The organism is Parafrigoribacterium humi (assembly GCF_040227205.1).
Taxonomy (GTDB): Bacteria; Actinomycetota; Actinomycetes; order Actinomycetales; family Microbacteriaceae; genus Parafrigoribacterium_A; species Parafrigoribacterium_A humi.
Window position 1 is genome coordinate 81,199 of sequence record NZ_JBELOA010000009.1, and the last position, 14,622, is coordinate 95,820.

Annotated in this window: 13 protein-coding genes; all 13 read left to right on the forward strand. The window is 67.0% G+C overall.

Annotated features, from left to right (window positions below):
• Positions 1 to 46: 46 nt before the first annotated feature.
• The 13 genes from ABUA28_RS12690 (at position 47) to ABUA28_RS12750 (ending at position 14,610) form a co-directional block, all read left to right on the forward strand.
• Entirely contained in the window at positions 47 to 802 is a 756-nt protein-coding gene (locus ABUA28_RS12690; protein WP_349904551.1) for an amino acid ABC transporter ATP-binding protein, read from the forward strand.
• A gap of 34 nt (positions 803 to 836) precedes the next feature.
• Positions 837 to 1,715 (forward strand): glutamate ABC transporter substrate-binding protein, encoded by an 879-nt coding sequence (locus ABUA28_RS12695; protein WP_349904552.1) that lies wholly within the window; start codon positions 837 to 839, stop codon positions 1,713 to 1,715.
• 73 nt (positions 1,716 to 1,788) lie between these two features.
• Entirely contained in the window at positions 1,789 to 2,436 is a 648-nt protein-coding gene (locus ABUA28_RS12700; RefSeq protein WP_349904553.1) for an amino acid ABC transporter permease, read from the forward strand.
• A complete protein-coding gene (locus ABUA28_RS12705; protein ID WP_349904554.1) occupies positions 2,433 to 3,344 on the forward strand; it encodes an amino acid ABC transporter permease in 912 nt (303 codons plus the stop codon). Before ABUA28_RS12700 ends, ABUA28_RS12705 begins: the two co-directional genes overlap by 4 nt.
• Positions 3,328 to 4,404: a phenylalanine--tRNA ligase subunit alpha gene (gene pheS, locus ABUA28_RS12710; protein ID WP_407075448.1), complete on the forward strand. Its 1,077-nt coding sequence runs from the start codon at positions 3,328 to 3,330 to the stop codon at positions 4,402 to 4,404. The genes ABUA28_RS12705 and pheS overlap by 17 nt, the downstream gene beginning before the upstream one ends.
• The gene (gene pheT / locus ABUA28_RS12715) at positions 4,404 to 6,947 is read left to right on the forward strand and encodes a phenylalanine--tRNA ligase subunit beta (RefSeq protein ID WP_349904556.1); all 2,544 of its coding nucleotides are present in this window, start codon (positions 4,404 to 4,406) and stop codon (positions 6,945 to 6,947) included. The genes pheS and pheT overlap by 1 nt, the downstream gene beginning before the upstream one ends.
• Positions 6,948 to 7,228: 281 nt before the next feature.
• Complete coding sequence (gene argC / locus ABUA28_RS12720) at positions 7,229 to 8,275, forward strand: N-acetyl-gamma-glutamyl-phosphate reductase (protein WP_349904557.1); 1,047 nt, start codon at positions 7,229 to 7,231, stop codon at positions 8,273 to 8,275.
• Positions 8,272 to 9,429, forward strand: a complete 1,158-nt coding sequence (gene argJ, locus ABUA28_RS12725) for a bifunctional glutamate N-acetyltransferase/amino-acid acetyltransferase ArgJ (RefSeq protein ID WP_349904558.1) — start codon at positions 8,272 to 8,274, stop codon at positions 9,427 to 9,429. The genes argC and argJ overlap by 4 nt, the downstream gene beginning before the upstream one ends.
• On the forward strand, positions 9,429 to 10,370 hold the full coding sequence (argB, locus tag ABUA28_RS12730; protein ID WP_349904559.1) for an acetylglutamate kinase: 942 nt from the start codon (positions 9,429 to 9,431) through the stop codon (positions 10,368 to 10,370). Before argJ ends, argB begins: the two co-directional genes overlap by 1 nt.
• Positions 10,367 to 11,590, forward strand: coding sequence for an acetylornithine transaminase (locus ABUA28_RS12735; RefSeq protein ID WP_349904561.1), 1,224 nt, complete (start codon positions 10,367 to 10,369; stop codon positions 11,588 to 11,590). Before argB ends, ABUA28_RS12735 begins: the two co-directional genes overlap by 4 nt.
• Positions 11,587 to 12,510 carry an ornithine carbamoyltransferase gene (argF, locus tag ABUA28_RS12740; RefSeq protein WP_349904562.1) on the forward strand — a complete coding sequence of 308 codons (924 nt, stop codon included), beginning with the start codon at positions 11,587 to 11,589 and terminating at the stop codon, positions 12,508 to 12,510. Before ABUA28_RS12735 ends, argF begins: the two co-directional genes overlap by 4 nt.
• Before the next feature lie 34 nt (positions 12,511 to 12,544).
• Complete coding sequence (gene argH, locus ABUA28_RS12745) at positions 12,545 to 13,999, forward strand: argininosuccinate lyase (RefSeq protein ID WP_349904563.1); 1,455 nt, start codon at positions 12,545 to 12,547, stop codon at positions 13,997 to 13,999.
• A gap of 5 nt (positions 14,000 to 14,004) precedes the next feature.
• Positions 14,005 to 14,610: a DNA-3-methyladenine glycosylase gene (locus ABUA28_RS12750; protein WP_349904565.1), complete on the forward strand. Its 606-nt coding sequence runs from the start codon at positions 14,005 to 14,007 to the stop codon at positions 14,608 to 14,610.
• Positions 14,611 to 14,622 lie beyond the last annotated feature (12 nt).

Here is a 14,622-nt window from a genome sequence, read left to right on the forward strand (position 1 = left end):
CATGGCCTCGTTCGCATTTTCATCACGAGTGTGATTGTCTACCCTGATGGAGCCCTCACGCAGTGGTGACCCTCTGGTTGTCATCGATCATGTCAACAAGCACTTCGGCGAGCTTCACGTCCTAAGAGACATCTCCACCACGGTCGCGCGTGGTGAGGTCGTCGTCGTCATCGGACCGAGTGGCTCGGGCAAGTCCACCTTCTGTCGGGCGATCAACCGTCTTGAGACGATCGACGACGGCACCATCACCATCGACGGTCGACCACTGCCCGAGGAGGGCAAGGCGCTCGCACAGTTGCGCGCCGACGTCGGCATGGTCTTCCAGTCGTTCAACCTCTTTGCCCACAAGACGGTGCTCGAGAACGTCACCCTCGGCCCGCGCAAGGTTCGCGGCCAGTCGAAGGCCGTCGCGGACAAGCGCGCGATGGAGCTTCTCGATCGTGTCGGCGTCGCTAGCCAGGCGTCGAAGATGCCGTCGCAGCTCTCCGGCGGCCAGCAGCAGCGGGTGGCGATCGCGCGAGTGCTCGCGATGGATCCGAAGCTCATTCTGCTCGACGAGCCGACATCCGCACTCGACCCTGAGATGATCGCGGAGGTGCTGGATGTCATGGTGCAGCTCGCGCACGACGGTATGACCATGGTCGTCGTCACCCACGAAATGGGATTCGCCAGGAAGGCCGCCGATCGCGTGCTGTTCATGGCAGACGGAGAGATCGTCGAACAGGCGACTCCGGAGCAATTCTTCACTGACCCGAAGAGTGCGAGAGCGAAGGATTTCCTCTCGAAAATACTTACGCACTAGATCAGTGAGTAAGCAACACAGCTAGGAGACAACCATGAGACTCAAAAAAAGTCTGATGATTACCGCCATTGCCGCTGCAAGCGTTCTCGGGCTTGGCGCGTGCGCGTCGGGAGGTGACAGCGGCGCGGATGCCCCGGTCGCAGAATCGCCGAAGTTCGAGGCAGGCACCACCATGGCAAAACTCGCCAAGGCGGGCACGATCACGATCGGGACGAAGTTCGACCAGCCGCTGTTCGGCCTCAAGGGTCCGGATGGCAATCCGGTTGGATTCGACGTGGAGATCGGCAAGATCATTGCGGGCGAACTCGGAATCGCCGCAGACAAGATCAAGTGGGTCGAGACCGTGTCGGCCAACCGCGAGCAGTTCATCGAGAACGGTACAGACGACATTGTCATCGCGACGTACACGATCAACGACGCACGCAAGGAGAAGGTCTCCTTCGCCGGGCCGTACTACAACGCGGGCCAGGACATCCTCGTGCTGAAGGGAAACCCTGAGGGCATCACGGGCCCGGAAGACCTCAAGGGCAAGAACGTGTGCAGTGTCGCCGGTTCGACCTCGGAGAAGAACATCCTCGAGTACGGTGTGAACCTCATCACGACGGACACCTACTCGAACTGCCTCGAGCCGCTGCGTAACGGCAAGGTGATCGCGGTGACCACCGACAACGTGATCCTCGCTGGTCTCGCCGACCAGAACGAGGGTGAGTTCGAGGTGCTGAGCAACCCGTTCACCGAGGAGCCATACGGTATCGGGCTCGCGCACGATGACGATGCGTTCCGCACCTTCATCAACGACGTGCTGGAGAAGTCGTACAAGGACGGCTCGTGGAAAAAGGCCTGGGAGGCCACCGCGGGCAAGGTGCTGAAGACGCCGGAGCCGCCGGCCGTCAACCGCTACACGAACGACTAGTCCGTGGAGCGTGAGCCCGTCCGTCCAGGCGGACGGGCTCACCGCTCCCACCCAACAGCAGCGGAGGTGAAGTGTGGACGCGCTCATTGACGTGACCCCGATCTATCTGGCGGGCTTTCTTCAGACGCTCATTTTGCTCGTGATCTCGGGGTTCGGTGCCTTTGTCGTCGGCGTGATCATCGCGACGATGCGCATCTCGCCCGTGCCGTCGCTCCGGGTGTTTGCGACGGTCTACACGGAGGTGCTGAGGAACGTTCCGCTGCTGCTCGTCCTGATGTTCTGTGCCTTCGTGCTTCCGATCCTGGGCTCGGACCTCGATTACTTTCCCCTCGCCCTCATCGGCCTGATCGCCTACACCTCGCCCTTCGTGGCCGAAGCGATCCGGTCGGGCTTCAACGGTGTGCCCGTCGGGCAGGCAGAGGCGGCACGTGCCGTCGGAATGGGCTTCGTGCAGACCGTGACCCTCGTCATCCTGCCTCAGGCCGCACGGATGGTGGTTCCACCGCTCATCAATGTCTTCATCGCCCTCACCAAGAACACCTCGGTGGCCGGCGTCTTCTTCGTCAACGAACTCTTCAAGCAGACGAACGCCGCGACGCGTGACAATCCGAGCTCGGTCATCCTCGTCCTGCTGTACGCGGCCGCGCTCTACCTCGTCATCACGGTTCCGCTCGGCCTCATCGCCGGTGCGATCGAGAAGAGGGTGGTGGTCGTGAGATGAGCGTCAGCGTTCTTTACGATGCGCCTGGCCCCAAGACCAGGCGTCGGTCCACGATCGCGTCGATCATCGGCATCGTCGTGATCGTCGCGTTCTTCTTCTGGATGTACGTCACCCTCGCCGCACCGCGCGTCAACGCCAACGGCGCGACGACGCCGGGGATGTTCGACGCGTCTCGCTGGGACATCCTCGCCGAACCGGTCGTGTGGACCTCGTTCCTCAGCGCCACTTGGAACACGCTTCGAATGGCCGCGGCCGCGGCGGTACTCGCCGTCCTGATCGGCATCGTCTTCTCCTTCGGTCGCACGGCTCGCCAGAAGTGGATCCGCGTCGTGACCGGCGTCATCCTGGAGTTCGTCCGCGGGATCCCGTTGCTTCTCATGATCTTCTTCGTGTTCCTGGTCTTCACCGCTGGATCGTATTGGTCCGGGGTGCTGGGGCTTGCGGTGTACAACGGCGCGATCATCGGTGAGGCCCTTCGCGCGGGCGTGACCTCGCTGCCGCGTGGCCAGAAGGAGGCCGGGCTCGCCATTGGGCTCAGCCCGATGAAGACCTGGCGGCTGATCGAGTTTCCGCAGGCATTCCGCCAGATGCTGCCGATCATCCTCGCGCAGCTCGTCGTGCTTCTGAAGGACACCTCACTCGCCTACATCGTCAGCTACCCGGAACTCGCGCGCCAGATCAACGACAACAGGAATTTCTTCGGCAGCCGCTACATCTTCACGCTGTTCATCGTCGGGTTGGTCATCTACCTTGCGCTGAACCTCACGCTGTCCTGGATCGCACGGTTCGTCGCCAGGCGCAGCGGCCCGAAGCTCGGTGAAGTGACGGCCGTCGCACCGCGGCAACCCGGCGAGGACGGCACGAGGGCGATCACGCTTCCGGTCGGCCGAAATGGCCCGCCGGTGTAGCCCACTAAACTTGGGTCTCGTGTCTGAGACCTCTCCCATAACCGAACAGGCCGTCGCCTCGGCGGTGACCGCGGCTCTCACCGCTGCCGCAGAAGCACCGGATCTCGCCGGCTTCGCCAGAGTCAAGAGCGAGCACCTCGGTGAGGCGTCGACGCTCGCCAGGCTCAACGCCTCGTTGCGCGATGTCGCACCGGCAGACAAGGCGACGGCGGGCAAGCTCGTTGGGCAGGCGAGGGCGCGGGTGAACCAGGCGTTCGCCGCCCGCGAGAGCGAGCTGCACAGCGCGGAGGAGTCCGCTCGCCTCGCGCGGGAGTCGGTGGACGTGACCGCGGTCGCGAGCCGGTGGACCGCCGGTGCCCGGCATCCGCTCACCCTGCTCATGGAGCAGATCGGCGACATCTTCGTGGGCATGGGCTGGGAGATCGCGGAGGGCCCCGAGCTCGAGAACGAGTGGTTCAACTTCGACGCGCTCAACTTCGACGAGGACCACCCCGCACGCGCCATGCAGGACACCTTCTTCCTCGACCCGGTCGGCTCGCACCTCGTGCTGCGCACCCACACGAGTCCGGTGCAGATCCGGTCGCTGCTCACCCGCGAACTTCCGGTCTACGTGATTGCTCCGGGCAAGGTCTATCGCACCGATGAGCTCGACGCGACCCACACCCCCGTGTTCCACCAGGTCGAGGGCATCGCGATCGACAAGGGCCTCACCATGGCGCACCTGCGCGGCACTCTCGAGCACTTCGCGCGCCTGATGTTCGGCGACGAGGCCGAGATCCGCCTGCGCCCCAACTACTTCCCGTTCACCGAGCCGAGCGCCGAGATGGATGTCTGGCAGCCGAACGCCAAGGGCGGGGCACGCTGGGTCGAGTGGGGCGGATGCGGCATGGTCAACCGCAACGTGCTTCGGGCGGCCGGCATCGACCCGGACGAGTACCAGGGCTTCGCCTTCGGTATGGGCATCGAGCGCACTCTGCAGTTCCGCAACGACCTGAACGATATGAGAGACATGGTCGAGGGCGATATTCGCTTCAGCCAGCAGTTCGGAATGGTGGTCTGATGCGCGTCCCGCTGAGTTGGCTTCGCGAGTTCGTCGACGTCCCCGCCGATTCGACGCCCGAAGACGTCCACGCCGCCTTGGTCCGGGTCGGCCTGGAAGAGGAAGACATCCATCGCTTCGAGCTGAGCGGACCAATCGTGGTCGGCCAGGTGCTCGAGTTCACTCCGGAGCCGCAGAGCAACGGAAAGACGATCAACTGGTGTTCTGTGCGCGTCGCGCCGGCGGGCCAGACCGCTGCAGACGGGGGAGCGGACGTTCGCGGCATCGTCTGCGGTGCCCACAACTTCGTGGAAGGCGACAAGGTCGTCGTCACGCTGCCGGGCTCGGTACTGCCCGGACCGTTTCCGATCGCCGCGCGTAAGACCTACGGACACGTCTCCGACGGCATGATCGCCTCGGCGAGGGAACTCGGTCTGGGGGAGGAACACGACGGCATCCTGAGGCTCGCCTCCCTCGGTCTCGACCCCGAGGTGGGCACGGATGCCGCCGCCCTGCTCGGCCTGGACGACACGGCCGTCGAGGTCAACGTCACGCCAGACCGCGGTTATGCGTTCTCGATCCGCGGAATCGCCCGCGAGTACTCCCACTCCACCGGCGCCGCATTCCGCGACCCCGCCCACCGCGCAGACCTGCCCCTGGCCGCGGGGTCGGACCGCACGGGAGCATCGGAATTCCCCGTGGCGGTCGACGACCGCGCGCCCATTCGTGGCCGGGCCGGCGCAACGGCCTTCATCACCCGCGTGGTCAGGAACATCGACCCGACGCGGCCGACCCCACCGTGGATGGTGGCGCGGCTGAAGCTCGCCGGGGTCCGCTCGATCTCGCTCGTCGTCGACATCACCAACTACGTGATGTTCGAGCTCGGCCAGCCGCTCCACGGTTACGACCTCGATCGCCTGAACGGCGGCATCGTCGTGCGCCGAGCGCTCCCGGGCGAGAAGATCGTCACCCTCGACGAGCAGGTGCGTGCCCTCGACGCCGAAGACCTGCTCATCACCGACGACAGCGGGCCGATCGGTCTCGCGGGCGTCATGGGTGGTGCATCGACCGAGATCAACGAGTCCACGACGAACGTCCTCATCGAGGCCGCGAACTTCGATCCTGTGTCGATCGCGCGATCGGCCAGGCGGCACAAGCTTCCGAGCGAGGCATCCAAGCGTTTCGAGCGCGGTGTCGACCCGGAGGTCGCGGAGGCCGCGGCGGCTCGGGTCGTGCAATTGCTCGTCGGGCTCGCCGGAGGAACCGCCGATTCTCTCGGCTCGCGCTGGTTCGAGGCTCGGGCTCCGCGGCCCATCGAGCTGCCGGCCGGTTACGTCGAGTCGATCGTGGGCGCACATTACACGGAAGACGAGACCCGTTCCTCGCTCGTCGAGATCGGCTGTTCCGTCGACGACACGGCAAACGGATGGATGGTCACCCCGCCGAGCTGGCGTCCGGACCTCACCGACAAGGCAACCCTCGCGGAAGAGGTGGCCAGGATCGTCGGGTACGACCGCATCCCGTCCATCCTGCCGACGGCGCCTCCCGGGCGAGGCGTCACGAGGGTGCAGCGACTTCGCCGGGGAGCGGCGCAGATGCTCGCTGCGGGCGGCCTGACCGAGATCCTGTCGTACCCCTTCGCCTCCGAGAAGAGCAACGACACCTTTGGTTCGGCCAAGGCCGAGCATGTGCCCCAGTTGCGGCTCGCCAATCCGCTCGACGGTGAGGTGCCGTTCCTGCGCGCCTCCCTTCTGCCCGGGCTCATCGAGGCCGCCAGACGCAACCTGTCGCGCGGGCTCGTGGATCTCGCCGTCTACGAGATCGGCTCGGTGTTCCTCCCCGCGGCGGATAGGACCTACGCGAGTGGCACCCCACCGCTTGGCACTGAGCGACCGTCGCCCGAGGTTCTCGAGGCGCTGGGGGAGAGCATCCCACCGCAGCCCCTCCATCTCGCGACGCTGTTCCTGGGGTCCGCCGTGCACAAGCAGCCCGGCCAGCCCGCAATTGCACGCTCGCTCGGCGATGCCCTCGACGCCGTGCGCCAGCTCGGAATCGCACTCAGGGTCTCCATCTCGCCGCGACAGGGACACCACCAGGCACTGCACCCCGGACGCACCGCGGAGCTCTTCGTCGGCGAGCGAAGCGTTGGTTTCGCTGGCGAACTGCTTCCGGCGCTCGCAGACGATCTCGATCTTCCGCGGGTCGTCGTGGTGTGCGAGGTCGATCTCGGAGCTCTCATTGCGCTCGCAGAGACGGATGCCCGGCCGACGCCGATCTCGACGCTGCCCGCAGCCACGCAGGACCTGTCCCTCGTGCTCGACGCGGACATCCCCGCGGGAGATGTCCTCGCCGCGATCGTCGATGGGGCGGGCGAGCTGCTCGAGGATGCCAGGCTCGTCGACGACTACCGGGGCAGTGGAGTGCAGGACGGCACCAAGTCGCTCACCTTCGCACTGAGGTTCCGCGCGCCGGATCGCACCCTGACCGCGGCGGAGGCGACAGAAGCGAAACTTGCGGGACTCGCCGTCGCCACGCAACGATTCGGCGCGTCGCTTCGAGAATAAGCCTGCCGATGCGGCTCATCGCCGGTATGGACGGCGTTTACGGTCGCACACCCGCGCACGATTGCTGCGTCGGATTAGTGGGAGAGGCTGGCGAGGCGGTATGGTCGACGTCATGGACATACGCGGAACACGTCACGGCGAACTTCGCCGTTCCGTTCGCCGCGCGCGCCGATCGTGGGCGACGCCGCGCAGCTGAGATTTCAGCACGCTGAGTTCTTCAGCACAGAGCGCGCCGCCGCCGCTTCCGATCCCTGTCCGATCGATCACCCTAAGGTAGCGCTATGTCATACACCGTTGCCGTGGCAGGTGCCAGCGGTTACGCCGGTGCCGAGCTCCTACGGCTTCTCAGTCTTCACCCCGAGTTCGAGGTCGTGACGGTCACCGCACACCAGAACGCGGGCCAGCCGCTCGCCGCAGTGCACCCGCACCTGCGCAGCCTCTCGCACCTCACGCTCGAGGTGACGACGCCCGCGACGCTCTCCGGGCATGACATCGTCTTCCTCGCGCTTCCGCACGGCGCCTCGGGGGAGTTGACCGCGAAGCTGACAGACACCTCGCTCGTCATCGACTGCGGCGCGGACCATCGGCTCACGAGCGCAGACGACTGGGCCGCCTTCTACGGCGGCGAGTACCGCGGCGCCTGGAGTTACGGGCTGCCGGAGCTGGTGTTGTCCGGGGGATCGAGGCAGCGGGATGCGCTCGCCGGCGCCACGCGGATCGCCGTACCCGGGTGCAATGTCACGGCGGTCACTCTGGGGCTGGCTCCGGGCATCCACGCCGGGGTCATCGCGGCAGACGACCTCGTCGCAGTCCTCGCGGTCGGGACCTCCGGCGCGGGACGAAGCCTGAAGACCTCGCTCTTGGCGAGCGAGATCCTGGGCTCCGCCTCCGCCTACGCGGTAGGCGGCATCCATCGTCACGTCCCGGAGATCCGGCAGAATCTCGTGGCCGCGGGCGGCGCGGCCGTCTCGCTCTCCTTCACCCCCATGCTCGTTCCGCTCTCGAGGGGAATCCTCGCGACCTCCACCGCGAAGCTCGTGCCGGGCACGACGGCGGCCGAGGTGCGGCAGGCGTGGGAGAGCGCGTACGCAGACGAACCGTTCGTCCATCTGCTCCCAGAGGGGCAGTTCCCCGGCAGTGGAGACACCACGGGGGCGAACGTCGCGCTCGTCGGGCTCGCGATCGACGAGGCAGCGGGGCGGGTCGTCACCGTCACCGCCATCGACAATCTGGTCAAGGGCACGGCCGGCGCCGCGATCCAGTCCGCAAACCTGGCTCTCGGCCTTCCCGAGACCCTCGGCCTTCCGATGGATGGAGTAGCACCGTGAGCGTGACAAGGCCAGCAGGATTCGAGGCAGCGGGCTTCGCTGCCGGACTCAAGTCGACCGGGGCGAAGGATGTCGCGCTCGTCGTGAATCGCGGCCCCCGGCAGGCCGCGGCCGCCGTGTTCACGAGCAACCGCGCCAAGGCCAACCCGATCCTGTGGTCGGAGCAGGTCATCTCCGACGGCATCGTCTCGGCCATCGTGCTCAACTCCGGCGGGGCCAACTGCTACACGGGAACCTTCGGCTTCCAGACCACTCACGCCACGGCCGAGGCCGTCGGCGAGGCACTCGACGTCTCCGCCGGCGACGTGCTCGTCTGCTCGACGGGGCTCATCGGCTCGGGCGACCAGCAGTTCCGTGACCGCGTCCTCGCGGGTGTCGCGGGCGCGGCTCCGCTGCTCTCCGCCGAGGGGGGAGAGGACGCCGCGCAGGCGATCCTCACCACCGACACCCACGCCAAGCAGGCCGTCGTCGGCCGCGACGGCTGGAGCATCGGCGCGATGGCCAAGGGCGCGGGCATGCTTGCCCCGGGGCTCGCGACGATGCTCGTCGTCATCACCACGGATGCCGACCTCGGCTCGGCAGAGCTGGATCGCGCTCTCAGGGCGGCAACCAGGGTCACCTTCGACCGCCTCGACTCCGACGGCTGCATGTCGACCAACGACCAGGTCACGCTCCTGGCCAGCGGAGCATCCGGCATCGTCCCGGACGTGGACGAGTTCACGACTGCGCTCACCGCGCTCTGCGACGATCTCGCTCTGCAACTGCAGGGAGATGCGGAGGGCTCGAGCCACGACATCGCCATCACGACGATCAACGCGGCGAACGAAGACGACGCCGTGGAGGTGGGGCGTGCTGTCGCGCGCAATAACCTGTTCAAGGCCGCCGTGTTCGGCAACGACCCCAACTGGGGCCGGGTGCTCGCCGCGGTCGGCACAACGGGCGCAGAGTTCGATCCGTATGACATCGACGTGTCGATCAACGGCGTTCGGGTCTGCCGCTCGGGCGAGCCGGACGAGCCCCGCGAATCGGTGGACCTGACGCCCAGGAAGGTCGAGGTCGTCATCGACCTCAAGGCCGGGCAGGCCGAGGCCACGATCCGCACCAACGACCTCACGCACGACTACGTGCACGAGAACAGCGCGTATTCAAGCTGATGGGCGCCGATAGTTCTCTCGCGACCGCCAAGGCCGAGATCCTCCTCGAGGCGATGCCGTGGATCGCGCGCTTCCAGGGCAGGGTCGTCGTGGTCAAGTTCGGCGGAAATGCCATGGTGGACGATGAGCTCAAACGCGCCTTCGCCCGGGACATGGCCTGCCTTCGCCGGCTCGGCATCCACGTCGTCGTCGTGCACGGGGGAGGACCGCAGATCTCCGCCGAGCTCACGAAGCGCGGAATCCCGAGCGAGTTCCGCGGCGGCCTGCGCGTGACCACGCCGGAGGCGCTGACCGTGGTGCGCGAGGTGCTCACCCTGCAGGTCGGCTCCGAGATCGCCGAGTTGCTGAACGCCGAGGCTCCCTCGCGGGAGCAGCCGCTCGCCCAGCCGATCTCCGGCGAGACGGATGGCCTGTTCGGCGCAGAGAAGCGCGGCACCGTCATCGACGGCGAGACCGTGGATCTCGGACTGGTCGGTGACGTCGTGGAGGTCGACCCGACGCGGGTGCGCGCCATGATCGCCGCGGGTCAGATCCCGGTGGTGTCGTCGATCGCGCCCGATCGCCAGGTGCCTGGTCAGTCCCTCAACGTGAACGCCGATTCCGCGGCGGCCGCGCTCGCCGTGGCCCTCGGCGCGGAGCGGCTCATCATCCTCACGGATGTCGCGGGCCTCTACAGCGACTGGCCGAACCGGGGCTCCCTCGTGCCCAGCATCACGACCGACGAGCTCGCCGCGCTCATCCCTAGTCTCGAATCCGGGATGATCCCCAAGATGACGGCCTGTCTCGATGCCGTGACCGGCGGGGTCTCCTCCGCTGCGGTCATCGACGGCCGAGTCCCGCACTCCGTGTTGCTCGAGGCCTTCGCCGGTGGCAGCTCGGGCACAGAGGTCACGAACTCTCAGACATCCGCACCATCCCCTCAAATGAAAGCAGTGAAGTGAGCACAGAATCGCACGTTCCCGCCGTCGGTACCGACGCGACGGAGAACTGGCGCGAGCGATTCGGCGGCGCCATGATGGGCGTCTACGGGAGGCCCCTCGCGCTCCTCGTGCGTGGCGAGGGCTGCTACGTGTGGGACGCGGACGGCAAGCGCTACCTGGACTTTCTCGCCGGCATCGCCGTGAACGCGCTCGGCCACGCGCATCCCGTGCTCGTGGATGCGGTGAGTCGCCAGGTTGCCGCCGTCGCCCATGTCTCCAACTACTACGCGACCCCACCGCAGCTCGAACTCGCGGAGAGACTCCTCCGGCTCACCGGTGCGGGGGAGTCCGGCCGGGTGTTCTTCGGCAACTCCGGCACGGAGGCCATCGAAGCCGGACTCAAGCTCGCGCGACTCAATCGCGCGGGCGGGGTCAGGCCGCGCATCCTGAGCCTGCGCAACTCCTTCCACGGCCGCACCATGGGGGCGCTCTCGCTCACGGGCAAGCTGTCGCTGCGCGAGGCGTTCGAACCGCTCGTTCCCGGCATCGAGCACATCGACAGCACGTTCGAGGCGCTTGAGGCAGCGATGGACGACACGGTCGCGGCCCTCTTCGTCGAGCCGATCAAGGGGGAGGCCGGCGTCCTCGACCTTCCGGAGGGGTATCTCACGCGGGCACGCGAGCTCACCACGAAGCACGGCGCGCTGCTCATCCTCGACGAGATCCAGACCGGGGTCGGCAGAACCGGAAGCTGGTTCGCCTTCCAGCAGGAGGGGGTCGTCCCAGACGCCCTCGCGCTGGCCAAGGGAATCGCCGGCGGCGTGCCGATCGGTGCACTCATCACCTTCGGCTCTGCCTCCGAGCTCTTCACGCCCGGCCAGCACGGGAGCACCTTCGGCGGTAACCCGCTTGCCACCGCCGCCGGTAACGCGGTGCTCGGAGAGATCGAGCGGGCCGGGCTCATCGACAACGCCGTGACCCGAGGCGCACAGTTGCGCGAGCTCATCGCCTCGCTGGATTCGCCGCTCATCACCGAGGTGCGAGGCCAGGGCCTGCTCATCGGGCTGGGCCTGTCGAAGCCGGTCGCCCATCCACTCGCGGATGCCGCGCTCGAGCTGGGCCTGATCGTCAATGCCCCGAACGACTTCAGCATCCGCATCGCGCCGCCGCTCATCGTCGGTGACACCGAACTCGCCGAGTTCCAGGAACTGTTCGCCCAGGCTTTGGAGGCCGTGAAATGACCAGACACTTTCTGCGCGACGACGACCTGAGCCCGGCGGAGCAGGCCGAGATCCTCGACATCGCCATCGAACTCAAGAAGGATCGCTTCTCGGCCAGGCCGCTCTCCGGGCCACAGACTGTCGCGGTGATCTTCGACAAGTCGTCCACACGCACGCGGGTCTCCTTCGCCGTCGGAATCGCGGACCTCGGCGGTATTCCCCTCATCATCAGCACGGCGAACAGTCAGCTCGGAGGCAAGGAGACGGCGAGGGATACCGCTCGCGTTCTGGAGCGGCAGGTCGCGGCCATCGTCTGGCGCACCTTTGGGCAGGCGGGCCTCGAGGAGATGGCGGAGGGAACGACCGTGCCCGTCGTCAACGGCCTGTCGGACGACTTCCACCCCTGCCAGCTGCTGGCAGACCTGCTCACCATTCGCGAGCACCGCGGGGCGCTCGCGGGCCAGACGCTCACCTTCATCGGCGACGGCGCGGACAACATGGTTCACTCCTACCTGCTCGCGGGGGCGACCGCGGGAATGCACGTGCGCATCGCCTGCCCGGTCGACTACCTGCCAAAGGATTCCGTCGTCGCGGATGCCGATGCGATCGCCGCGAAGACCGGGGGATCGGTCGCGATCTACACCGACCCGATCGAGGCAGCAGCGGGCGCGGATGTCGTCGTGACGGACACCTGGGTGTCCATGGGCAAGGAAGACGAGAAGGCGCAACGCCTGGTCGATCTCGCCCAGTATCGTGTCGACACGGACCTTATGGCGCTGGCGAAGCCCGACGCGCTGTTCATGCACTGCCTGCCCGCAGATCGCGGCTACGAGGTCACGGCCGAGGTCATCGACGGGCCCCAGAGCGTGATCTGGGACGAGGCCGAGAACCGGCTGCACGCCCAGAAGGCCCTGCTGGTCTGGCTGCTGCGTCAGCAGTAGGCGCCTAAACTTTTCCCATCACCGAAGGAGCACGATGCCCGAGCACACAGACCCGCACGAGTCCGGCTCGGTCGGAAAGACCGCCGACGGTGCCCTGTGGGGCGGCAGGTTCAGCAGCGGCCCGTCACCCGAGCTCTCGCAGCTGAGCAAGTCGACGCACTTCGACTGGCAGCTTGCGCCGTACGACATCGCCGGTTCGCTCGCGCATTCCAAGGCGCTCGCCGCGGCGGGGTACCTCACGCCGGAGGAACTCGCGGGCATGACGGATGCGCTCGAGCGGCTCCGCAGCGCTGTGGCCGACGGCAGTTTCGTCGCGCTCGACTCCGACGAAGACGTGCACGCGGCCATGGAGCGTGGCCTGATCCAGCTCGCCGGCCCGGAGCTCGGGGGCAAGATCCGCGCGGGCCGCAGCCGGAACGACCAGATCGCCACCTTCATCCGTCTCTACCTCCTCGACCATGCGAGGGCCATCGCCCGCCTCACGATCGACCTCATCGACGCGATCGCGGCGCAGGCTGAGGCTCATGGCGATGCCCCGATGCCCGGCCGCACCCACCTGCAGCACGCCCAGCCGGTCCTGCTCGCGCATCACCTGCTCGCGCACGCCTGGCCGCTCGTTCGCGACCTGGAACGGCTGCGGGACTGGTCATCACGGGCATCCGTCTCGCCGTATGGCTCAGGCGCGCTCGCGGGCAGTTCACTCGGGCTCGACGCCGCACTCGTCGCTCGCGAGCTGGGGCTCAGTGCCCCGGCGGAGAACTCGATCGACGCCACGGCGAGCCGGGATGTCGTGGCGGAGTTCGCCTTCATCGCCTCCATGATCGGCATCGACCTCTCGCGCTTCGCGGAGGAGATCATCCTGTGGAACACGCGCGAGTTCGGCTTCGTGACGCTCGACGACGGCTTCTCGACCGGGTCGTCGATCATGCCGCAGAAGAAGAACCCCGACATCGCCGAGCTCGCCAGGGGCAAGGCCGGGCGCATGATCGGCAACCTCTCCGGGCTTCTCGCCACGCTCAAGTCACTGCCGCTGGCATACAACCGCGACCTCCAGGAAGACAAGGAGCCGGTCTTCGACTCCGTCGCCACGCTCGAACTCGTGCTTCCCGCCTTCGCGGGCATGGTGGCGACACTCACCTTCGACACCGAACGCATGGCCGAGCTCGCCCCGCAGGGCTTCTCCCTGGCCACGGATGTCGCCGAGTGGCTCGTGACACAGAAGGTCCCGTTCCGGGATGCCCACGAGATCAGCGGCGCGCTCGTGAGCTTCTGCGAGCAGCGGGGCATCGGCCTCGGCGATCCATCGGATGACGAACTGGCCGCCATTTCGCCGCACCTGACCCCGGAGGTACGCAGCGTGCTCACCGTCGCCGGGTCCATCGCCAGGCGCGACGGCGCTGGTGGAACGGCGCCGAAACGGGTCGCAGAGCAACTCACCTCACTCACCGCGCGGGTGCGTGCGGTGTCGGCCGCGCTGCGAGTGCTGTAACGGCCGTGTTCGATCGTGATCTCCTGCGCGCCCCCGCCTACGAGGTCGCCCCGCTCCTGTTGGGTTCCGTCCTCTCGGTGACCTCGGAAGAGGGCACCGTGAGCCTGCGCATCACCGAGATCGAGGCGTATCACGGTTCGGCCGATCCCGGGTCCCACGCCTTCCGTGGCAAGACCAATCGCAACGCCGTCATGTTCGGCGAGCCCGGGCACCTGTACACGTACTTCACCTACGGCATGCACACCTGCGCGAACGTCGTCTGCGGCACGGAGGGCCAGGCGTCCGGCCTGCTGCTGCGCGCGGGAGAGGTCATTGACGGCGTCGAGCTCGCGAGGTCGAGGCGCATCACCACGCGAACGGATGCCGACCTGGCCCGCGGTCCGGCCCGCCTCACGGTTGCCCTCGGCATCCATCTCGATGACGGGGGATCCGACCTCGAGTCGAGCCGCATCCGCCTCGATCTCGTGCAGGAGGAGTTCGCGTACGAGACCGGTCCGAGGACGGGCGTCTCAGGCCCCGGTGGCACGGAGGAGTTCCCCTGGCGATTCTGGCTGCCGGGCGATCGCACCGTGTCGCCATACAAGCGGCACGTTCCCAAGAAGAAGCCCTGACCCTGGGAAGTG

Coding starts and splice junctions, on each gene's coding strand:
- ABUA28_RS12690 (WP_349904551.1), top strand. CDS start 47: ATGGAGCCCTCACGCAGTGGTGACCCTCTGGTTGTCATCGATCATGTC.
- ABUA28_RS12695 (WP_349904552.1), top strand. CDS start 837: ATGAGACTCAAAAAAAGTCTGATGATTACCGCCATTGCCGCTGCAAGC.
- ABUA28_RS12705 (WP_349904554.1), top strand. CDS start 2,433: ATGAGCGTCAGCGTTCTTTACGATGCGCCTGGCCCCAAGACCAGGCGT.
- pheS (WP_407075448.1), top strand. CDS start 3,328: ATGGCCCGCCGGTGTAGCCCACTAAACTTGGGTCTCGTGTCTGAGACC.
- pheT (WP_349904556.1), top strand. CDS start 4,404: ATGCGCGTCCCGCTGAGTTGGCTTCGCGAGTTCGTCGACGTCCCCGCC.
- argC (WP_349904557.1), top strand. CDS start 7,229: ATGTCATACACCGTTGCCGTGGCAGGTGCCAGCGGTTACGCCGGTGCC.
- argB (WP_349904559.1), top strand. CDS start 9,429: ATGGGCGCCGATAGTTCTCTCGCGACCGCCAAGGCCGAGATCCTCCTC.
- argF (WP_349904562.1), top strand. CDS start 11,587: ATGACCAGACACTTTCTGCGCGACGACGACCTGAGCCCGGCGGAGCAG.
- argH (WP_349904563.1), top strand. CDS start 12,545: ATGCCCGAGCACACAGACCCGCACGAGTCCGGCTCGGTCGGAAAGACC.